Below are 20,254 nucleotides of genomic sequence, written 5' to 3'. Positions count from 1 at the left end.
CACTTATGGGTCAGCCCCTTTTGATGTACAAATATCAGTCTTCGATAAATTGCATGTCGGGAATCCATTGGGACATATGTTGTTTGATTTCCTTGTAGGTTTTTTGTTGATCAACGAGTTGGAACATCGGCTGGATCGTGTATTGACGATCGACCCAGGTCGGAAGGAAAGCGGGCTCTTCAAGAGATATTTCCACATCATCGCCCTTCACGACTTTTTTCGCATTGATTTGGACAATGCCGCCTATATCCTTATAGTCTCTCCGCTGGCCGGAAAGGAAGTTTCCTAATGAATAGGTCACAAAGGTCCTGCTGCCATCCGGGTTATCAATCCATGCAGCAGGTTGGAGAACATGTGGATGGTGTCCGATGATGATATCAGCCCCTGCAGCAGCAGCTTCATTTGCAAGAAGTTTCTGTTGCTCATTCGGCAACCGCTCATATTCATTTCCGAAATGGAGGCTCAGCACAACAACATCCGATAGCCGCTTTGCTTCTTCAATCTCATTTTTAATCAAATCGATATCAATCAAGTTCACTAGGTGTGGCTTCGATTCCGGAACAGGAATTCCATTCGTTCCATACGTGTAGCTTAGAAACGAGAAAGTGATGTCATTACGTTCAATCAGCCGCAGATTCGTACGGTCTTCTTCAGAACGATACGATCCTGTGTATTCCATACCGATCTCATCCCAGTGATCCAAGGCGTTCAGTATTGCATCTTCCCCACGATCAAGGGTATGATTGTTAGCGATTGTAACGAGATCGACACCTGAATCCTTCAATGTTGTTCCGATTTCAAAAGGACTGTTGAATCTTGGATACGTTGACACACCAATTTCACTTCCACCAATCATCGTTTCCTGATTGGCTATCGTAATATCAGCACTATCCAGATAAGGTTTAACAAGTTTGAACATTGGTGTAAAGTCGAAACCGCCATCATTGGTCTTAGCTTGATTATAAACGTAATCATGTATTAAAATATCACCGACTGCCATTAATGACGCGGTGGTGGTGATCTCTTCAGGTTCTGGTTCTGGCACATTCTGTTCATCTGTTTCTGTATGTTGTGGTTCAGCATTAGACGGTGCCTCAGTTTCCCCGTTCAAGAAAAATTCGGAATTTAAAAAGAACACAAAGAGTAAAGCAAATAAAACGACAAATAACGAGATTGCCGTGACTTTTTTCATAAACAAACCCCCTTACTACTATTTTAGTACTTTTATTGAAACAAGCCATGACTGATTTTAGCGAATAAAGTCGAACTTTAGACTTAAATAATAAATTATGAGGAGTACTACATATGATTCAATACGGTTTAGGAGAATATTCATACTGGGAATTTTCAGATGTTTATGTAGATTTGATGGAAGAAGACAGATGGAAAAACCTCCATCTTTCGTTTGAACTTGAAAAAGGTGAGATTCCCGAAGGATTGACGGACCCGTCTCTGTTAGTGGTCATTGACCAGGGGACGGTAATGGAAATCGTCCTGCAGAATGAGGGCTGTGATTCTGAATACAAGCTGACGGATATGGAAAAAGAACAGTTAATTACTTTGTTGAAGGATAAAAACTTAATCTGAAAAAGAAAGGGCTGTCCATTTTAGAAGGATAGCTCATTTTGTTAGAAAAAGACATTACCGGACACCAGAGCCGTTATTTGTGACAAAAAGGCGGGATGGAATAGTTTAGAGGACATGAGAGCTCTTATTTGAGTCAAAACTCTCGGATATTGAAGGTTTTGATTCAATTAAGGTCTCTGGTGTCCGCTATTTTTTTCAAACAAGACATTTTCACCTGAATAAGGTCACTGGTGTCCGCTAAATTCTGCCCACCTCAAAATATTAGGCGCTTATTCCAACGCGTTTTACATTTGCTTCAGTTTTGCAATATCCAAGAACCCGCAAATTTCTTCGCTGATTTCCTCTGGTATTTCTTCTGGCAGCAAATGGCCTGCATTTTCGTACACTTTCAATTTTGCATTCGGCAAATCGTTGACCATCCGTTCCCCTACAGGAAGTGGAATCACCTGATCGTATTTTCCCCACAATAATAAAATAGGATGATTTATTTGTTGAAGTTCCTCCTGTTGCATATCTCCTTCACGATGTCTTAGGACTCGTATCAGTGCATGGAATGTTTCTTTATCGTTGAATGGCAGGGCATACCCATTTATCAAATCATCATCGATCAACGACGGATTATGGACGACCGTCAGCAGGTTTTCACGTACACCTTTTTTACTGATCCAATGCTTGATGACATATACGAAAAACGGCAGGTACGAGCACCGTACGATAAAACGGCTTGGACGCTTCAAGTAACCGGAACAGCCAAGTAGAATCAGCTTTTTGATTTTATCTGGAGCGATCCGTGAGGCATGCATCGCAACCTGTCCACCCATAGAGTGCCCAATGACATAAGCATTCTCGATGTTCATATTTTCAATAAAGTCAACGATGAGCTGCCCGTAATTTTTTAAGGAGTACATGAATTTTCTGGACTTTTCACTCTGACCAAAACCAGGTAGATCAATCGCGAAGATATGAAAATGTTCTTTTAATAATGGGATGAGCATGCGGAAACTGAAACAGGAACTCAAGAATCCATGAATCAGAATTATGACAGGAGCATCCGGTTTCCCATTGGGATAATGTTCATAATATATATTGATATCCTGAAGCTGCATCTGTTTTGCTGGATTTATTTCTTCAGTTGTAGATGCCTTCATCTCCATTTTTTTCACCCCAAACATCTGGTTTTTTATATAGTTTTTCCTTTAAACTCAACCTCATGTAGATCAAAAAATGACAAAAAATGAGGTCAAGCATGGACAAACGTCTGAAAAAAGGGCGCTTTTTCGAGCATATATTCCTTCCGTTTTTTAGTTCAAGTACATATTTTATTATGAAGAAATATAAGGAGGTTTAGGGGAATGCCTCAGTATTACGATAACGATGAATATGATTTCGAATCAAATGTATCGGATGACCGTCCTGGTTGTTATCCGAAACCATATTGTCCACCACCTTGTCCACCGCAGCAACCAACACAGGTAGCTGGAGCACAGACACAGCCGCAACAAAGCCCGCTGTTATGTGTCCCTGTCGGTGCAGCAAATAATATGGTTGCTGGAATCCAAACCCATCAGCAGCCAGGTATGGTAGCAGGTGCACAATCGCCTTATGGCGGAGCCCCTTTTTATCCACCATATCCATTTTACGGGGGATTCGGTTATGGTATTGGTTGGATTTGGGCTGTAGTCGTCATAGTGGTGATTCTACTCATCATCTGCGGACTCTGGTGGTGGTTCGGAGGTTGGCGTTAGAAGATCTGACAATAAAGAAAGGGCTTGGCATCAATCAAGCTCTTTTCTTTAGGTCAGAATCAATTCGTACAAGCGGGCGATAGCCTTTGATCGTTGAAATTCACAAAATTTGGGTAAACTGTTACATAATTCACTAATATTTGGAGGTATAGCATGCACTCACGTCAAACAGTCATTTACATTTGTGAAGAATATCCAAGCGGCAATCGATATTATTATAAAAGGGAATTGATCACCCATGATTCTTGGATGAATCCAAAATCATTGGAATGGTCAGCACCGCGTCCTATCTCCGAGAGAACGTTTTATGAAAGAGCAAGGGCAGGATACCGGACAGAATATCGCAAAATCAACAAACCGGTTGCAAAAGTCTATCAGTTCCCTCCACAAGACAACAGATGCTATCCATTTTATCCAAGAATGAGATGGCGATGAGCCAACAGATAAACTGGAAATTAAATGGGTTTAAAAAGTATGAAGAGTGGAACATAACATAGTAGCACACTAACAGGGATGGGAGCTGGAAACTTGGAAAATCATCGAATAGCAAAAGATACATTAGGCGAAATCAAAGTTCCGAAAGATGCTTATTTTGGCGCACAAACCCAAAGAGCCGTAGAAAACTTCCCAATCAGCGGGCTCCGATTGCCAAGAGCTTTTATCCGTGCACAGGCAATCATCAAACGATCCGCTGCAATCGCAAATCGCGACACAGGACAGATTGAAGAGAAAAAAGCGAATGCCATTATACAAGCAGCTGAAGAAGTGATGGAAGGGAAGCTTGATGAACAATTTGTCGTTGATGCTTATCAAGCTGGAGCTGGAACGTCCCAGAATATGAACGCGAATGAAGTCATTGCTTCAAGAGCTAGTGAAATATTGGGCGGGGAACGTGGCGATTGGACAAAGGTCCATCCGAATGATGACGTCAATATGGCTCAATCGACGAATGATACGATCCACGTTGCCATCAATATTGCAGTTGCAGAAGAACTGCATCGCCAGTTATACCCAGCTCTTGAAAAAACGATTCAAGCATTGGAAGAGAAGGCGGAGGAATTCCAACCGTATATCAAATCCGGACGAACTCATTTGCAGGATGCAGTGCCGATGCGCTTGGGGCAATCGTTTGATGGATATGCGCAGAGCATAAAGAACGCTTATGACGCCGTAAAACTAGCCGAACCGTTTCTATACGAAATCGGTCTAGGCGGAAATGCTGTCGGTACTGGAATCAATTCACATCCTGAATATAGTGACAGGGCGATCATGGCTGTCGCAGAAAGTACAGGTTTGGGCTTCAAACAGCCGAAAAATCGATTCAGCTTCATGCAGAATACAGGTGCAGCGATTCGCGTCAGTCACGCCTTGAAGGAAATCGCCATCCACTTGATCAAAGTTTCAAGTGACCTCCGATTGTTAAGTTCAGGACCCAGAACTGGAATCGCCGAGTTGAACTTACCACCTGTACAACCCGGTTCATCAATCATGCCAGGGAAAGTGAACCCGGTCATTCCTGAAAACCTTTATATGATCTGTTCGCAAGTGATTGGTAATGATACGTGCGTTTCAACTGCAGGAATAGGCAGCCAGTTGGAAATCAATCCAATGATGCCGATCATCGGTTACAATGTCCTGCAATCGATCACCATTTTATCAACGGGGATGGATACATTCACCGAACGTTGCATTAATGGAATCGAGCCGAATGAAGACAGAATGAGCGAATTGATGGAAAATAGCCTAGCCTTGGCTACGGCACTTAATCCGAAGATCGGCTATGAGAAAGCTGCTGAAATAGCGAAAGAAAGCTTCCGAACTGGAAAAACGGTTCGAGAAATCATTCTTGAGAGAGGAATCATGTCTGAGAAAGAAGCAGCGGACCTTCTCGATCCAGAAAATCTAGTGTAATGATCATACCAGTAGGATAGAAAATTATATTGATATACACCCAGGGGCAGACATAAGTCTGTCTCTTTTTATTACTTCATTTGCGTAATTTCGATTTTATCGAGAAAAATAATCGATTCCCAGCTCTTATAAAATGGTCTTCTTTTCCCGGATTTTAAATTGAATAAATCTAATGCCAACCTGTTTTTTAAAAGAATTTTGATAAACTTGTATTTTCGACAAACTTTTTACAAATTATATGGGTAATATAAGTACAATTGGTAAAAAATAAAATTTTTGTCTGAAACACAGACGATTGTCACTCGTCTAATTTAAAGTATAGGATTAAAATGTTAAAGTGTGGGTATTTTTAGAAATATTATGAAGGAGGCAAGTCAGATGTGTGGATTTGTCGGTTATGTCTCTGACCAACCAAGAGATGTAGATGCATGCGAAATAAGACAACTAAAAGGGATGACTAACCTCATCACTCATCGAGGTCCGGACGATGAAGGGCTTTTTTATGATGATCATGTTCGGTTCGGTTTCCGAAGACTGAGTATTATAGATATAGAAAGCGGCCATCAGCCTTTATCATATGAGGATGAGCGGTATTGGATCATCTTCAACGGAGAGATTTACAACTATGTTGAACTACGTGATTCGTTGATTGAAGAAGGATACGAATTCCAAACCCAATCAGATACAGAAGTCATTTTGGCCAACTATGTATTTAAAGGTACTGAATCCATAAAAGATCTACGCGGCATGTTCAGTTTTCTGATCTGGGACAAAAAGAATAAAGAACTGTTCGGTGGGCGAGATCCATTCGGCATTAAGCCATTCTTTTACACTGAAAAGGGTGGACACCTTTTTTGTTCATCTGAAAAGAAAAGTTTATCAGCTTTACATGAACAAGAAGAAGTCAATTTAGAGTCACTTCACCACTATCTAACGTATCAATTCGTTCCTGAACCGGACACGATGTCGGTCGATATAAAAAAATTGATGCCCGGACATTACTTTAAGAAGAAACCTGGCGAAAAAATGGAGATCCATTCCTACTGGAAGCCGACATTCAATGTAAAACAGGCACCGATCGATCGTACCATAGAAGAAATTCGCAATGTGTTGAGAGATTCAGTCAAGGTACATATGCGTAGTGATGTACCCGTAGGCAGTTTCTTATCAGGTGGTATTGATTCAAGTGCGATTGTTGCATTAGCTCGGGAAATTAATCCAAAGATTAAGACCTTCACAGTCGGTTTTGAACGTACTGGATACAGTGAAATAGACGTTGCTGTATCGACTGCAGCCGCTTTGAATGTCGAGAACATCCATTATATCGTCAAACCTGAAGAATTCGTCAGTGAATTACCAAAAATAATCTGGCATATGGATGATCCAGTGGCAGATCCAGCAGCAGTACCCTTGTATTTCGTCTCTCGTGAAGCGAGCAAGCATGTGAAAGTCGTGCTGTCAGGCGAAGGTGCGGATGAATTATTCGGCGGCTATACGATCTATAACGAACCGAACTCTTTAAGAGGCTATCAAACCTTGCCATTGGGGCTACGCAAATGGTTGAAGAAACTTACAGATATCCTGCCTGAAGGGACGAAAGGAAAAAGCTTCATCGAACGCGGCAGCATGTCGATGGAAGAACGTTATATCGGGAATGCGAAAATGTTCACCGAGCTTGAAAAAGAGTACTTGCTTAAATCGTACAACAAAGAGTGGAATTATCAGAAAGTCACAGCAGCAATCTACGAAAATGCGAAAGCGTATCATGACATCCATAAGATGCAGTATGTGGATATGCATACATGGCTGAGAGGCGATATCCTTGTCAAAGCGGATAAAATGACAATGGCAAACTCCTTAGAGCTACGGGTGCCATTCCTGGATAAAGAAGTCTTTCGGGTGGCATCACAAATCGCGCCTACAGATTCTGTGACCAACGGAACGACGAAATACGCATTCCGTGAAGCGATGAAAGGTATTGTGCCAGAATCGGTCCTATATCGAAGGAAGCTAGGATTTCCTGTACCGATCCGTCATTGGCTGAAAAATGAACTCTATGACTGGGCAAGGACGCTGATCAAAGAAAGTAAAACGGAACAATATATTGATAAAAGAATCGTTTTGCGGCTCTTTGATGAACATCGCTCTGGAAAGCTGGACTATAGTCGTAAACTATGGACAGTCCTTATATTCATGGTCTGGCACCAGATATATGTCGAGAACCTTTATGACTTCCACGGACATGTGCTAGAAGATGAAATGTTCATGAGAAACGCAGCAACAAGCTGATAAGCTTTCAATGATATTGGGAAAATTGAGCAAAAAACCACTGTCATACCAGTGGTTTTTTGCTTTTAGAATCTTTTATCAGTTTTTGTATTAACCGGGGTTGTATGTTATACTGTTAAAGTTAAAAAATTTGTAGGAGTTGTTACTTGTATGAAATACGAAGTTGGAAGCATAGTAGAGGGGAAAGTCACTGGGATCAAGCCGTTCGGTGCGTTTGTTGCCCTAGATGACCAGCATCAAGGACTCGTTCATATTTCTGAGGTTTCTCACGATTACGTGAAAGATATAAATGATCACCTTTCTGTCGGAGATGCAGTGGAAGTGAAAGTTATGAACGTAGAAGAAAATAGCGGAAAGATCTCCCTCTCCATCCGCAAAACACAAGCTGCACCTGAGCCTAAGCAGCAACAGCGCCCACGCCGTAATAAGCGCCCGGCTCAAAACGATAGCGCTCAAGGGTTCAACACTCTTGAAGATAAACTTAAGGTTTGGTTAAAAGAATCCAACGACCGCCAAGCGCAATTAAATAAGCGTTTGAAAAAATAAGCAAAAAAGCAGCTAACGGAATGTTAGTTGCTTTTTTAGTACTTTTCTTTACGTCATTTCAGTTCTGTTTTCACGTTCAAACTCTTCAGAAGGTCTGAACAACAAAGTCAGGCAATACAGTCCACTGAGACCGACTAATCCATATACGATCCGTGAAAGGACAGAGTCTTGTCCACCGAATATCGCTGCCACTAAATCAAATTGGAAAAAGCCGATAAGTCCCCAGTTGATGGCACCAATAATCACTAAAGCTAACGCTGTACGTTGAAGTCCATTCATAATGCGTTATACCTCCTTCAATGTGGAAGAATTTACTTCTTTCTTATTTTGGAAAATAAAGCCTTCCTTTATACATAAATTTTGTCAAGAGGATAAAAACAGATTACTTTACTTGTAGAGAAAAATTTCGAGATAATATAAAGGGACTTTGTAGAATGCTGTTTTCGTACAAGAAAGGAAATATACTCGCTTTTCTCGCAGGAGTATCAAAAATTTCGTTTAAAATCAACAAAGGCTGTTAACAGAGCCATTAAATTAAGAGGTTGACGAAAAATTGTAAGGCTAGTATATTTCCACCATAATTTTGACAGGATTATGGAAGTAAGAAAAACCGTTAAAAAAAGCCTGAAAATAATAAAAGAGGAGGAGTAGAATGGAATCCTTTGAATTCAGAAACCCGACCAAGTTGATTTTTGGAAAAGGGCAGATTGATGCTCTGGAAAGTGAAATACCCCAATACGGTAAAAATGTACTGGTGGTTTATGGCGGCGGAAGCATCAAACGGAATGGGTTATACGACCTGGTGATGGAACGTCTATCAGCAATAGATGCAAAGGTGACGGAATTATCCGGAGTTGAGCCGAATCCAAGGTTGACAACAGTACGAAAAGGAATCGAGATTGTCCGTGAAAATAATGTTGACTTCCTACTCGCAGTCGGTGGGGGAAGTGTCATTGACTGTACGAAAGCAATTGCCGGTGGAGCGAAGTACGATGGCGATGTATGGGAGATGATCTCCAACCGAGTTCGGGTGGAAGAAACCCTTCCATTCGGTACAGTATTGACACTAGCCGCAACAGGTTCAGAAATGAATTCTGGCGCTGTCATCACCAATTGGGAAACGAATGAGAAATATGGGTGGGGCAGCCCGGCGAACTTCCCGAAGTTTTCAATTCTCGATCCAGTGAATACAATCACTGTACCGCGTGACCAAACGGTTTACGGCATAGTTGACATGATGTCGCATGTGCTCGAGTCCTATTTTCATCCTGCTACAAACACGAAGCTGCAAGAACGTATGGCAGAAGCGATTCTTCTTACTGTCATTGAAACCGCACCAAAGCTGCTCGAAAACCTTGAAAGCTACGAACATCGTGAGACGATACTTTACAGCGGTACGATGGCATTGAACGGAATTTTACAAATGGGTGCACGTGGTGACTGGGCGACACACAATATTGAACACGCTGTTTCGGCAGTCTATGATATTCCGCATGCAGGGGGACTCGCAATATTGTTCCCGAATTGGATGAAACACAATATCGAAGAGGCAGAGCGTAAGCTGAAACAATTGGCTGTACGTGTCTTTGCTGTCGATCCATCTAGTAAAACCGATCGTGAACTGGCACTGGTTGCGATTGATGAAATCCAAACATTCTGGATATCACTCGGTGCACCTAGCCGACTAGCGGATTATGACATCGATGGTTCCAAGCTTGATCTGATGGCAGAACGTGCAATGGCACGCGGTGAGTTCGGCAACTTCCAGACCCTGAATAAGCCAGACGTAGAAAAGATTTTAGAAATGTCAATGTAAATTGTAGAAAAGGGAGAAACCGATCGGATCTCCCTTTTCCTTTTCTATTGATATAAAACAACAATAACGGTCACTAACCTTTATGTTAAAAAGAAAGCGTTTTACCATGGGTAATGAAGGGAAAGTGAAATTTGATCAAATTTAGGGATTAGGAGGGAATACGATGCAACAATCATTGTTACGAAATGTTTGGTCAACATTGTGGGATTGGCACCATCAAGCGAAGGATTTGTTGAAGCTATCATCCACACAAAACGGCTCATCTACGACACAATCGAACTCGAAAAACACTAGTGCAAATTCATCCGGCCCTGGACCTGCGTATGGAAGGCGCAAAGGAATTGGACTTATTTTAGGACCATTGCTTTTTATCGCCACCCTTTTATTCTTCAAACCGGAAGGACTTTCCTCTGAGGGCTTGGCAGTTCTGGCAAGTACACTTTGGATTGCAACCTGGTGGATCACTGAAGCGATACCAATTCCAGCTACTTCCTTACTGCCGTTGATTTTATTCCCCTTGACTGGCGGGTTGAGCGGAGATATCACCGCCTCATCTTATGGCGATAATACGATTTTCCTATTCTTAGGCGGTTTCTTGATTGCTTTGGCAATGCAAAAGTGGAACCTTCATAAACGAATCGCGCTTTTCATCATATCCGCAATCGGTACAAGTACAGAACGAATCATCCTCGGTTTCATGGTGGCAACGGGTTTCCTTTCGATGTGGATTTCGAACACAGCCACAGCGATGATGATGGTACCGATCGGCATGGCTGTCATCTATCAGGTTTCTGAACAATTGAAAAAAGAAGGGCATGTCGACACTGATGTGAAGAATTTCAATTTCGGTAAGGCGATCATGCTTGGAATTGCCTATTCTGCATCAATCGGAGGATTAGGAACGTTGATCGGGACACCTCCGAATACGATTTTTGCTGGAGTTGTAAAAAACTCATTCGGCATTGAAATTTCTTTTGCTGGGTGGATGCTGTTCGGTGTACCGATCGTGATTATCCTGATGGCAATTACGTGGTACTATCTGGTCAAGTTCGCATTTCCAATGAAAATTCGTGAGCTTCCTGGCGGTAAAGAAGTCATCAATAACGAAAAGAAGGCACTTGGCTTTATGGGACCTGAAGAGAAAGTCATATTGACTGTTTTTACATTGACTGCACTTGCCTGGATTTCAAGGTCGTTTATCTTGGTTGATTTAAATGAAAACATCAACGATACGATCATCGCAATGACAGCAGCTATTCTATTATTCATGATTCCTTCTGCAACAAAGAGGGGAGAATTCCTATTAGATTGGGAAACGGCAAAAGGTGTACCTTGGGGCATCCTCCTACTATTTGGTGGTGGACTTGCGATTGCCGCTGGATTCCAGGAGTCAGGCCTTGCTGAATGGTTCGGTACCCAATTGGCGGTATTAGAAGGTGTCAATCTGATCTTAATCATCGTAATCGTGACTGCTATGGTTATCTTCTTGACAGAAATCACGTCGAACACAGCAACAGCTACAATGATGTTCCCGATCATGGCTTCACTGGCTGGAGCAATTTCTGTACATCCATATACCTTGATGATTGGTGCAGGTTTAGCAGCCAGCTGTGCGTTCATGCTGCCGGTTGCGACTCCCCCAAACGCGGTCGTGTTCGGTTCCGGATATCTGCGGATTCCAGACATGGCGCGAGCAGGATTGTGGCTCAACATCATCTCAGTTGTTATCATTACAATAGCGATATATTTGTATTTACCAGTGGTTTGGGGCATCGACATCACAAGCTTCCCAGACTCGCTTAGACAATAACCGGTTTGAAAGGCGAAAGGAAAGGCACCTAACGCCTTTCTTCTTTTTTATTTTCTTTCTTAAAATTGCTGCGAAATCCACTCTCTTCCTTATGGGGAACGTGCATGTCCAAAGTAGGGCAACATTCAGGCAGTAGAGGGAAAAATAAGTGATTTTCTGTCCGACGTTGGACGATGTTCGGACAGGAGCAGGAGAAAAAAGCGAAGTTCTGTCCGAATACAAGTTTAATTGGGACAGGATCCAAGGGAAAAAGCGAAAAGTTGTCCCAATCCAAGTCTTATTAGGACAGGAGAAGGGGAGAAGAGACAACCACTGTCCGAATCCTTTATCTATTCAGCGATCTTACCTAAGGATCACCGTTAAAACACCCGAACTCGAATAACAAGAGGATGGATACGATGGATCAACATGAAAAAGGACTGCCTTATACGAAACAAAATCCAAAATTCTGGCGCATTATCCTTGCGCTTGCTGTTGCGTCTTTGCTTATTTTTTCGACGTTGTATGTTTTCCAGCCTTTACTGCCTGTTTTCGTAAAAGAATTCGATATCACACCGACGTTCTCCAGTCTGTTGGTTTCGTCTTCGGTCATCACGATGATCATCGGACTGTTTGTGCTTGGATTTCTGGCTGATCGGTATGGACGTCGCACAATCATGAATATCTCGCTCATCGTAACCGTCGCGACGTTATTTGCGATGCCATTTGCAACGGAATTCTACCTCATCATCGCATTACGGTTTTTACAAGGATTCTTCATCGCCGGAATTCCAGCAGCTGCAATGGGTTACCTGGGGGACGAAATTGATAGGCGCCACTTGAGCCTCGCCATGACTTTTTATATTGCGAGTAACGCATTAGGAGGTATGGGCGGAAGAGTCTTCGCTGGTTATTTCACAGACGTGTTCAGTTGGCAGACTACCCTTCTGAGCTTATCGGGATTTGGGGTAATTGTCATCCTGCTCTTCCTCTTTTTACTACCTGAAGAACGGCTTTTCGAGCAGAAACCGGCTTCGATCAGCTCCGATCTGCGAGGAATGTTCGTTCATTTGACCGATATGCGGCTCATTCCTCTATTCGTGATGGGGCTTCTTCTGCAGACGATGTTCACCGCGGTCTGGACGTATTTGCCGTTTTATCTACATGGAGAACCCTTCAATTGGACGCTAAAACTGATTTCATTCACGTATTTCGCTTATGCTTTAGGTGTCATCGCTCCTCCATTAGCAGGTCGGATCTCCGCTAGAATCGGACTTTCGAGCGTGTTATTCGGTGGGCTAAGTTTACTAGCCATCGGGATATGGTTGACTGCTATCCAATATGCTCCTTTCATTTTAATTGGACTCGGCATGATCTGTACTGGATTTTTCATTGCGCATTCGATGGCAGCTGCCCTTGTCAGCCGAACTGCGACACATCATAAAAGCGGTGCATCGAGCTTTTATCTGATCAATTACTACGTCGGGGTCGCAATCGGGAGTACTGCCGTAGGGAAACTATGGGATCATTTTGCCTGGATCGGGATCACCAGCACCAGTTTTTTATTATTAATCGTGGCCCTTTTCCTGCCAAAACTCAAACATCTGAAATAATTCGTACTGTAATCGTTTACATTAAAGCTAGTGGTTGCGTTCAATTTTTTAATCCGATAAAGTGATAATGAAGGACGTAATAGAAGACGGAGGGATACCATGACATCTACAATTCGTTTTGATTATACAAAAGCTTTGTCATTCATCGGTCAACATGAAATTGACCATCTTACAGATCAAGTGAAAACCGCTCATGAAGCGTTACATAACGGGACTGGAGCCGGAAACGATTTTCTCGGTTGGGTCGATCTTCCCGAAAATTACGACCGCGAAGAGTTTTCACGTATCCAAAAAGCGGCTGAAAAGATCAAGTCTGACTCAGAAGTGCTTCTTGTTATCGGAATCGGCGGGTCCTACCTTGGCGCAAGAGCCGCTATCGAGATGCTGAACCATTCATTTTACAACATGCTGAACAAGGAAAAGCGTAATACACCGCAAGTCATTTTTGTCGGGCATCACATCAGCTCTACGTATGTACAAGATCTTTTTGATGTGCTTGAAGACAAGGACGTCTCGATCAATGTCATCTCGAAGTCCGGTACGACGACAGAACCAGCAATCGCTTTCCGTATTTTCCGTAGCTTTTTAGAAGAGAAGTACGGAAAAGAAGAAGCTCGTAAACGTATTTATGCAACGACCGATCGTGAAAAAGGAGCCTTAAAAACGCTTGCAGATCAGGAAGGCTACGAAACCTTCATCATTCCTGACGATGTTGGAGGGCGTTACTCCGTCTTGACGGCAGTTGGACTTCTTCCGATCGCAGCTACTGGTGTCGATATCGAAGCGATGATGAAAGGTGCAGCGGATGCACGGAATGTGTATAACAACCCGAACCTCGCAGAAAACGAAGCTTATCAATATGCGGCAGTGCGAAATGTTTTATACAACAAAGGGAAGACCACCGAATTAATGGTCAATTACGAGCCTGCGCTTCATTATGTCGCAGAGTGGTGGAAGCAGCTTTACGGTGAAAGTGAAGGGAAAGACTATAAAGGGATTTTCCCAGCAGCAGCAGACTTTTCAACGGATCTTCATTCACTAGGCCAATATGTACAGGAAGGACGCCGCGATATTTTCGAAACGATCCTGAACGTTGAAATACCTAAAACAGAAGTTACGATTGAAGAGGACGAAGGAAATCTTGACAAACTGAACTACCTTGCAGGTAAAACGATGGATTTCGTCAACACGAAAGCATACGAAGGCACATTGCTAGCGCATACTGATGGCGGTGTTCCAAATCTTGTCCTGAACATTCCGGAATTAAACGCTTATAACTTTGGTTACCTAGTGTATTTCCTTGAAAAAGCATGTGCGATCAGCGGTTACCTCCTAGGAGTGAATCCGTTCGATCAACCGGGCGTCGAAGCATACAAGAAAAACATGTTCGCATTACTAGGAAAACCAGGATTTGAAGACTTGAAAGAAGAATTAGAAGGTCGATTGGAATAAAATCTATAAGAGGGAGGCTGGCTTTTAACAAAGTCAGCTTCTTTTTTAAAGATTCTGTTCGTTTATATTGTTGATTTCTACGAAATTCTCTCCCTTTCCGCAGGCGTGTCACGAGCCTCCTCGCAGTTCCTCGCTGCGGGGTCTCGCCTGGACCACTTTTCCCGCAGGAGTGTCGCGAATTTCGCCTAAAACAACCAAAGTCCTTAAACAGAACCTAAAGAATATTTGACTGTGGTTAGTGAAATCCAAAAATCCGTTTGTTGATCGGATTCGTCCCGTTAAGGACTCAGATATAAGAAAGTTTAAAACTATACTGCAATCATTTTATAGGTGTAAGTTAGTGGCTTGTATTTATTTTCCTATTTTTTGTGTATAATGTTCATAGGAACAATCGTATAGGCAGGGTGGACGGTCAGATATCCCCTGGGAAAGGGGGTGGTGGCCGTGAATCACAGTAATTTTGACATAGCTACAGCTACGTTTATGATTCTGCTGATAACACTGGTGATTACTTTAATCGAACGAAAAAAGTAATCCACCCTGCCGGCAAGCTTGTGTGGATTACTTTCCCTGAGTCTTGACCGTCCTCTAACGGTCTATACGGTTGTTCCGCCCAGCTAATTATACTATAGCTGGTTTTTAGATTATGCCTTTTCTAATTATATTATAACCAAATCTACACTAAAAAACAAAATAATTAAAAAATGAATTTTAAGCAACCAACCCGCAACCTTGGATAATCTAAGGTGCTTTTTTATTTCTAAAAACAAATTATTGGCTATGTTATACCTTATTGTGATTTTTGCGAAATTCACTCCCTTTCAGCGAGCGAACGAAAAGCGGAAGCGACCCGATTAGTCACGAAGGTCACTGAAAAATTGACGAGGGGGCTCGAACCAAACAAAGACTTGGTTCTGCGTGGGCTAACTCATAAGGATGTCAATCAATGTGTTGCCGCCGCAGGAAGTTTGAAGTGATCCAAGTAACTGGTCGCTGAGCTAGACATCACTTCCAAGCATTAGCCCTAGATCCCCTAGCCTCCTCACTTGAACAGGATCTCAACACAAAAATGAAATCATTTTCGTGTCTGCGATGAGAATTCTTCATACTTCGTTTTAACATAGCTAATTAAGTTAGGAAAAAACATATCGCACTGCAGATCCTGCCATATTTTTAATGAAAATGAAGGAGAGTGGTTACGATAAAGGTATAGGTTTTCTGAAGGGAGAAACGACAATGATCGAAATCAAATCGAAATTAGATGGTGAGCAGTTTGAACTGAATGAACTTGAATATACGTTGAAACCCTTAGGGTATGAAATCGGCGGCGGTTGGGATTACGACCACGGCGCATTCGATTACAAGCTCGACGATGAACAAGGCTATATGTATCTCCGAATTCCGTTCCAGGCGATTAAGGGAGAACTCGATCGCAACGGATGCATCATAAGTGTCGGAACGCCTTATCTTCTGCACCATGTCTATCAACGAGGTCTGGATGACAACATAAGTGCTGGGAATGCCAATGCAACGCTCAACCAATTCTCTGAACCCCAAGATCCAGACGGTTCTATTGACGAAAAATGGATCGAGGTTGGCGAAAAAATGGTCCGGGATCTAGAAGAACAGCTTCTTCGTTAACCAAGGTTTTCGAAAAAGGCTAAACTCACAATATTCGATGTGTGGATGATATGATCGGCACCTGCTCGTTTCGCATTCTCATATTGTGTAGGCGTCAAAATCTCTACAATCGTTTGTGCTTCTGGGCAGATTCCTTTTACAGCGAGCAGCGTTAAAATGGCATCCATATCGGACTGTTCTTCACTGACTTGATTATTGGCAGTCACTATCACTTTTTCAGCTTCTGCCACATTTGCTTTTTGCAGAGTCAGATCTTCATAAGGCTTTCCATGGATAAAATGGATATTGCCATACTGATACGGATTCTGTGGAAGCGTCCGGTCGATGAGGACAATCTTTTCTTCCGGGTCCCGATTATGAATCTGTTCGATCAAATCCTTCGCTCGCTCATTCCAACCAACGATTACGATATGACTGCTCTTTTCGTAAGCGACATCCCCCTTAAGAAGCCCGGATTGGCGCTTGATGGTAGCACCAGCAACTTGAGCAAAAAAATAAGTGAAAAAGGTTGTGCCAATTAAAATCAAGAATATCGTCATCATTTTTCCAAAAATCGATCTCGGTACAAGGTCACCGTAACCAACCGTTGCTGCAGTCACGATCGCCCAATAAATGCCGTCAAAAACGGTCAGAAAATTGGTCGGTTCTAGGATACGGATTGTAATGCCGAAAATAGTCAGTACGAAAAAAACGATGATCAATAACCGTGCGATCGGCGGAAGACGTAGATATTGCAATGTGATCGATTTCATTCCATTCACCTATGGTCAAGTAGTGTCATTATCAGCAGTATAACCATATCTTAATTGTTAGAAACTTATAGAAAGGAGGTATGATGATGAAGCGGAGACCTTTTGGGGTTTATTTAGTTAACTTGTTCATGGGTATTATTGAAGCACTTATTTTATTACGTATTGTTCTAAAGCTTTTCGGTGCCAATCCATATACACCCTTTGTCCAATGGGTTTACAATTTGACTATCCCGTTATTATCACCTTTTCAGAATATCTTTCCGACACCAGTCATCCAGGGACGTTATGAGCTTGAATTGACGAGTATTTTTGCGTTGATCGTCTATGCGTTCTTATCGTATTTCCTCGTCCAATTCATCTTGATGCTCAATTCAGGGAACAGCGATCGAAGGCGATAGATAATACGGATTTCTTTATAAAAGTTGCAGCTCCACCTACAATGGAAGAAAAGAAGGATGGGGCGGATTGTCATGATAGAATTGATTGTAAATGCAGATGACTTCGGCTATTCGAGAGGTGTCAACTATGGTATCATCGATGCTTATAAATATGGCATCGTAAATTCAACAACGATGCTTGTGAACATGCTGGGAACCGAGCATGCAGTTGAATTAGCGAAAAACAACCCCGGCTTTCGGGTTGGTATCCATTTGACGCTGACATGTGGAAAAGCAGTAGCTAAGGATGTACCTTCAGTATCGAATGGCGACGGCCAATTGATCATGACGAGAAATCTTGATCAGGACCTATCCTCTAAGTTGGAAGATATCGAAAAAGAATGGAAAGCACAGATCGAGCAGTTCTATAGTCTAGGTTTGGAACCCACACACTTTGACAGTCATCACCACATGCACAAACACCCCCAACTGCTTCCAATTGTTAAACGACTATCCAATAAATATAACTTACCAGTACGGAATGTTTTTAGTGAAAAGGTCCACGGTTTGAAACTGTTGACCGATGTTTTCCTCAGTGACTTTACCCGGGAAAATGTTTCAGGATCCTATTTTTCTACTTTACACGAAAGGATAAAAGACGTTTCCAGTGTCGAAGTCATGTGCCACCCTGGATATATCGACCAAGAACTGATAAAGGGTTCCTCCTATTGTGAAAAGAGAACAGAAGAATTGGAGATCTTGATCAATACAAAGTTAAGCAAGCGATTTGTTTTATCATAAAAACGGTTGTAAGGTGCTCAGCGGGGGCATCTTTAGTACACGAAAAACGGTTTTTACGACACTGATTTGTTTCACTCCCGAGGCTTTGTGGTAACGAATTAAAAACAAGCATTTGGAGGGAACGGAATATGAAGCATACTGCAGGAAAGGCAGCAGCTGAAGTTCTTGAACATTGGGATATCAATCATATTTATGGATTACCAGGTGATTCGATCAACAACTTTGTTGAACATCTCAGAAAAGAAAAAGAAAGTATCGAATTTATACAAGTACGACATGAGGAAGTAGGTGCGTTAGCTGCTTCTTCTTATTCGAAGTTAACAGGTAAGATCGGAGTCTGTCTCTCGATCGGGGGTCCGGGTGCGATCCATCTACTCAATGGTTTATATGATGCCAAAGCAGACAGTGCGCCTGTATTGGTTCTGGCTGGACAAGTCCCTACAGATAAAGTAGGTCATGATGCTTTTCAGGAAGTTGATCTTGAGAAAATGTTCGAAAATGTGTCAGTGTTCAGCCAAAGGGTCTCATCTCCAGAATCCTTTCCTTCATTGCTCGACCAAGCCATACGTAATGCTTATGCCGAAAAAGGAGTATCAGTCTTGATCATTCCTGACGATATTCCAATGAAAAAGATCGAAGGTTATACGCCGAACTTGTCAGCGATACCATCTTTTTCTAAGCAGATTCCAGCTGCTGATGACTTGGATGCTGGCTTGAAAGACATAAAAAAATCGAAAAAGCCAGTCATCCTCGCGGGCATGGGAACGAAATCGGTCAAGGAAAAATTGGTAAGGTTTGCAGAAAAAATTGCCGCACCAATCATTTTCACTTTGCCCGCAAAAGGAACTCTACCTGACAAACATCCATACAACCTTGGCCAGCTCGGACAGATCGGAACCAAACCAGCTTACGAGGCTATGGAAGAAACCGATCTGCTTATCATGATCGGCACTTCTTTTCCTTACAGGGATTTTCTACCCGATAATGCCCCCGCTGTGCAGATCGATCTTGATCCTAGTCAGATAGGCAAACGATATCCAGTGACGGTCGGCATTGTAGGAGACGCAGCCATTGTTCTCCAGAAATGGAACGATCAACTGCAAATGACAGAAGAGAGATCCTTTTTGAAAGAATGTCAAGAAAATATGGCGAATTGGTGGAGACATATCGAAAAGGAAGAAAATCACGTATCGTCTCCAATCAAGCCGCAAGAAGTCATCCCTAAGTTACAAGAAATCGTTGAAGATGATGCAATCGTATCCGTAGACGTTGGAAATGTCACAGTGTGGATGGCCAGACATTTCCAGATCACCCGTCAAAAATTCCTTATCTCAAGCTGGATGGCGACGATGGGTTGTGGACTACCAGGTGCGATTGCCGGCAGTCTTGCTTATCCTGAACGGCAAGTGATAACCGTTTGTGGCGACGGAGGGTTCTCGATGGTCATGCATGATTTTGTCACAGCTGTCAAATACGAAATGCCGATCATTGTGGTGATCATGAATAACCAAAAGATCGGGATGATCAAATACGAACAGGAAGAGCAAGGTCATCTGGAATATGGAACAGACTTAAAAAATATAGACTTTGCAGCATTTGCAAGATCATGCGGAGGTGAAGGATACACGGTGATGAACCATCGAGAGTTGAGCGCTACCTTTAAAAAAGCTGCCCAAGCCAATAAGCCCGTCATCGTCGATGTAGTAATCGAGGATCAGCCACCTTTACCGGGTAAGATCACATATGGACAGGCTGCAGGTTACTCGAAGCATGTCATGAAAAAATTCTTCAAAGAACATGAAGTAGATATGCCTCCACTAAAAAAGGCACTGAAGCGCATTTTTTAAAGTCTCACTCATCACCCCGACAAAAGGAAAAGATAGCTGGTGAAGGACTTTGGGTTGTTCTTTCCAATGGTATGATTTAGGGAGGTGG

18 protein-coding genes are annotated in these 20,254 nt (G+C 42.5%); 14 read left to right on the top strand and 4 right to left on the bottom strand.

Annotated features, from left to right (window positions below; genetic code table 11):
- Positions 1 to 34: 34 nt before the first annotated feature.
- Positions 35 to 1,192: a CapA family protein gene (locus KOL94_RS11860; RefSeq protein WP_221566627.1), complete on the bottom strand. Its 1,158-nt coding sequence runs from the start codon at positions 1,190 to 1,192 to the stop codon at positions 35 to 37.
- A 113-nt stretch (positions 1,193 to 1,305) separates the two neighbouring features.
- On the opposite strand from KOL94_RS11860, the gene KOL94_RS11855 reads away from it, so the two are divergent.
- Entirely contained in the window at positions 1,306 to 1,587 is a 282-nt protein-coding gene (locus KOL94_RS11855) for a hypothetical protein (protein WP_221566626.1), read from the top strand.
- A gap of 284 nt (positions 1,588 to 1,871) precedes the next feature.
- Here the strand turns inward: KOL94_RS11855 and KOL94_RS11850 are convergent, their stop codons facing one another.
- The gene (locus KOL94_RS11850) at positions 1,872 to 2,759 is read right to left on the bottom strand and encodes an alpha/beta fold hydrolase (RefSeq protein WP_221566625.1); all 888 of its coding nucleotides are present in this window, start codon (positions 2,757 to 2,759) and stop codon (positions 1,872 to 1,874) included.
- Between the two features lie 180 nt (positions 2,760 to 2,939).
- Between KOL94_RS11850 and KOL94_RS25250 the strand changes: the two genes are divergently transcribed.
- The 5 genes from KOL94_RS25250 (at position 2,940) to yugI (ending at position 8,078) form a co-directional block, all read left to right on the top strand.
- Positions 2,940 to 3,332 (top strand): hypothetical protein, encoded by a 393-nt coding sequence (locus KOL94_RS25250; RefSeq protein ID WP_260412296.1) that lies wholly within the window; start codon positions 2,940 to 2,942, stop codon positions 3,330 to 3,332.
- A 153-nt stretch (positions 3,333 to 3,485) separates the two neighbouring features.
- Entirely contained in the window at positions 3,486 to 3,767 is a 282-nt protein-coding gene (locus tag KOL94_RS11840) for a hypothetical protein (RefSeq protein ID WP_221566624.1), read from the top strand.
- A 78-nt stretch (positions 3,768 to 3,845) separates the two neighbouring features.
- Positions 3,846 to 5,243, top strand: a complete 1,398-nt coding sequence (locus KOL94_RS11835; RefSeq protein WP_221566623.1) for a class II fumarate hydratase — start codon at positions 3,846 to 3,848, stop codon at positions 5,241 to 5,243.
- 378 nt (positions 5,244 to 5,621) lie between these two features.
- Entirely contained in the window at positions 5,622 to 7,532 is a 1,911-nt protein-coding gene (asnB, locus tag KOL94_RS11830; RefSeq protein WP_221566622.1) for an asparagine synthase (glutamine-hydrolyzing), read from the top strand.
- A gap of 150 nt (positions 7,533 to 7,682) precedes the next feature.
- Entirely contained in the window at positions 7,683 to 8,078 is a 396-nt protein-coding gene (gene yugI / locus KOL94_RS11825) for a S1 domain-containing post-transcriptional regulator GSP13 (protein ID WP_221566621.1), read from the top strand.
- Between the two features lie 48 nt (positions 8,079 to 8,126).
- Here yugI and KOL94_RS11820 read toward each other — a convergent pair whose 3' ends face one another.
- The gene (locus KOL94_RS11820; protein WP_221566620.1) at positions 8,127 to 8,357 is read right to left on the bottom strand and encodes a DUF378 domain-containing protein; all 231 of its coding nucleotides are present in this window, start codon (positions 8,355 to 8,357) and stop codon (positions 8,127 to 8,129) included.
- A 373-nt stretch (positions 8,358 to 8,730) separates the two neighbouring features.
- On the opposite strand from KOL94_RS11820, the gene KOL94_RS11815 reads away from it, so the two are divergent.
- From KOL94_RS11815 to KOL94_RS11795, 5 genes are all read left to right on the top strand, one after another.
- A complete protein-coding gene (locus tag KOL94_RS11815) occupies positions 8,731 to 9,894 on the top strand; it encodes an iron-containing alcohol dehydrogenase (protein WP_221566619.1) in 1,164 nt (387 codons plus the stop codon).
- A 163-nt stretch (positions 9,895 to 10,057) separates the two neighbouring features.
- The gene (locus KOL94_RS11810; protein ID WP_221566618.1) at positions 10,058 to 11,704 is read left to right on the top strand and encodes an SLC13 family permease; all 1,647 of its coding nucleotides are present in this window, start codon (positions 10,058 to 10,060) and stop codon (positions 11,702 to 11,704) included.
- Positions 11,705 to 12,102: 398 nt separating this feature from the next.
- Positions 12,103 to 13,296 (top strand): MFS transporter, encoded by a 1,194-nt coding sequence (locus KOL94_RS11805; RefSeq protein ID WP_221566617.1) that lies wholly within the window; start codon positions 12,103 to 12,105, stop codon positions 13,294 to 13,296.
- Positions 13,297 to 13,395: 99 nt separating this feature from the next.
- Positions 13,396 to 14,748: a glucose-6-phosphate isomerase gene (locus tag KOL94_RS11800; protein ID WP_221566616.1), complete on the top strand. Its 1,353-nt coding sequence runs from the start codon at positions 13,396 to 13,398 to the stop codon at positions 14,746 to 14,748.
- Between the two features lie 1,236 nt (positions 14,749 to 15,984).
- A complete protein-coding gene (locus tag KOL94_RS11795) occupies positions 15,985 to 16,389 on the top strand; it encodes a YugN-like family protein (RefSeq protein WP_221566615.1) in 405 nt (134 codons plus the stop codon).
- Here the strand turns inward: KOL94_RS11795 and KOL94_RS11790 are convergent.
- A complete protein-coding gene (locus KOL94_RS11790) occupies positions 16,386 to 17,141 on the bottom strand; it encodes an ion channel (RefSeq protein WP_221566614.1) in 756 nt (251 codons plus the stop codon). The genes KOL94_RS11795 and KOL94_RS11790 overlap by 4 nt on opposite strands.
- An 86-nt stretch (positions 17,142 to 17,227) precedes the next feature.
- On the opposite strand from KOL94_RS11790, the gene KOL94_RS11785 reads away from it, so the two are divergent.
- The 3 genes from KOL94_RS11785 (at position 17,228) to KOL94_RS11775 (ending at position 20,166) form a co-directional block, all read left to right on the top strand.
- On the top strand, positions 17,228 to 17,539 hold the full coding sequence (locus KOL94_RS11785; protein ID WP_221566613.1) for a YggT family protein: 312 nt from the start codon (positions 17,228 to 17,230) through the stop codon (positions 17,537 to 17,539).
- A gap of 72 nt (positions 17,540 to 17,611) precedes the next feature.
- Positions 17,612 to 18,319, top strand: coding sequence for a chitin disaccharide deacetylase (gene chbG / locus KOL94_RS11780; protein ID WP_221566612.1), 708 nt, complete (start codon positions 17,612 to 17,614; stop codon positions 18,317 to 18,319).
- 128 nt (positions 18,320 to 18,447) lie between these two features.
- A complete protein-coding gene (locus KOL94_RS11775; RefSeq protein WP_221566611.1) occupies positions 18,448 to 20,166 on the top strand; it encodes a pyruvate oxidase in 1,719 nt (572 codons plus the stop codon).
- Positions 20,167 to 20,254 lie beyond the last annotated feature (88 nt).

The sequence above is a fragment of the Alkalihalobacillus sp. TS-13 genome (genome assembly GCF_019720915.1).
GTDB lineage: Bacteria > Bacillota > Bacilli > Bacillales > Fictibacillaceae > Pseudalkalibacillus.
Note: the sequence above shows the minus strand (reverse complement) of the source record. Positions and strands in the feature narration are given on the sequence as shown.

What these genes read in the sequence shown, in the direction of transcription:
- KOL94_RS11795 (WP_221566615.1), top strand. Translation starts at nt 15,985, where the DNA reads ATGATCGAAATCAAATCGAAATTAGATGGTGAGCAGTTTGAACTGAAT.
- KOL94_RS11815 (WP_221566619.1), top strand. Translation starts at nt 8,731, where the DNA reads ATGGAATCCTTTGAATTCAGAAACCCGACCAAGTTGATTTTTGGAAAA.
- KOL94_RS11820 (WP_221566620.1), bottom strand. Translation starts at nt 8,357, where the DNA reads ATGAATGGACTTCAACGTACAGCGTTAGCTTTAGTGATTATTGGTGCC.
- KOL94_RS11805 (WP_221566617.1), top strand. Translation starts at nt 12,103, where the DNA reads ATGGATCAACATGAAAAAGGACTGCCTTATACGAAACAAAATCCAAAA.
- KOL94_RS11785 (WP_221566613.1), top strand. Translation starts at nt 17,228, where the DNA reads ATGAAGCGGAGACCTTTTGGGGTTTATTTAGTTAACTTGTTCATGGGT.
- KOL94_RS11790 (WP_221566614.1), bottom strand. Translation starts at nt 17,141, where the DNA reads ATGAAATCGATCACATTGCAATATCTACGTCTTCCGCCGATCGCACGG.
- KOL94_RS11800 (WP_221566616.1), top strand. Translation starts at nt 13,396, where the DNA reads ATGACATCTACAATTCGTTTTGATTATACAAAAGCTTTGTCATTCATC.
- chbG (WP_221566612.1), top strand. Translation starts at nt 17,612, where the DNA reads ATGATAGAATTGATTGTAAATGCAGATGACTTCGGCTATTCGAGAGGT.
- yugI (WP_221566621.1), top strand. Translation starts at nt 7,683, where the DNA reads ATGAAATACGAAGTTGGAAGCATAGTAGAGGGGAAAGTCACTGGGATC.
- KOL94_RS11775 (WP_221566611.1), top strand. Translation starts at nt 18,448, where the DNA reads ATGAAGCATACTGCAGGAAAGGCAGCAGCTGAAGTTCTTGAACATTGG.
- KOL94_RS11860 (WP_221566627.1), bottom strand. Translation starts at nt 1,192, where the DNA reads ATGAAAAAAGTCACGGCAATCTCGTTATTTGTCGTTTTATTTGCTTTA.
- KOL94_RS11840 (WP_221566624.1), top strand. Translation starts at nt 3,486, where the DNA reads ATGCACTCACGTCAAACAGTCATTTACATTTGTGAAGAATATCCAAGC.
- KOL94_RS11855 (WP_221566626.1), top strand. Translation starts at nt 1,306, where the DNA reads ATGATTCAATACGGTTTAGGAGAATATTCATACTGGGAATTTTCAGAT.
- asnB (WP_221566622.1), top strand. Translation starts at nt 5,622, where the DNA reads ATGTGTGGATTTGTCGGTTATGTCTCTGACCAACCAAGAGATGTAGAT.
- KOL94_RS11810 (WP_221566618.1), top strand. Translation starts at nt 10,058, where the DNA reads ATGCAACAATCATTGTTACGAAATGTTTGGTCAACATTGTGGGATTGG.
- KOL94_RS11850 (WP_221566625.1), bottom strand. Translation starts at nt 2,759, where the DNA reads ATGTTTGGGGTGAAAAAAATGGAGATGAAGGCATCTACAACTGAAGAA.
- KOL94_RS25250 (WP_260412296.1), top strand. Translation starts at nt 2,940, where the DNA reads ATGCCTCAGTATTACGATAACGATGAATATGATTTCGAATCAAATGTA.
- KOL94_RS11835 (WP_221566623.1), top strand. Translation starts at nt 3,846, where the DNA reads ATGGGAGCTGGAAACTTGGAAAATCATCGAATAGCAAAAGATACATTA.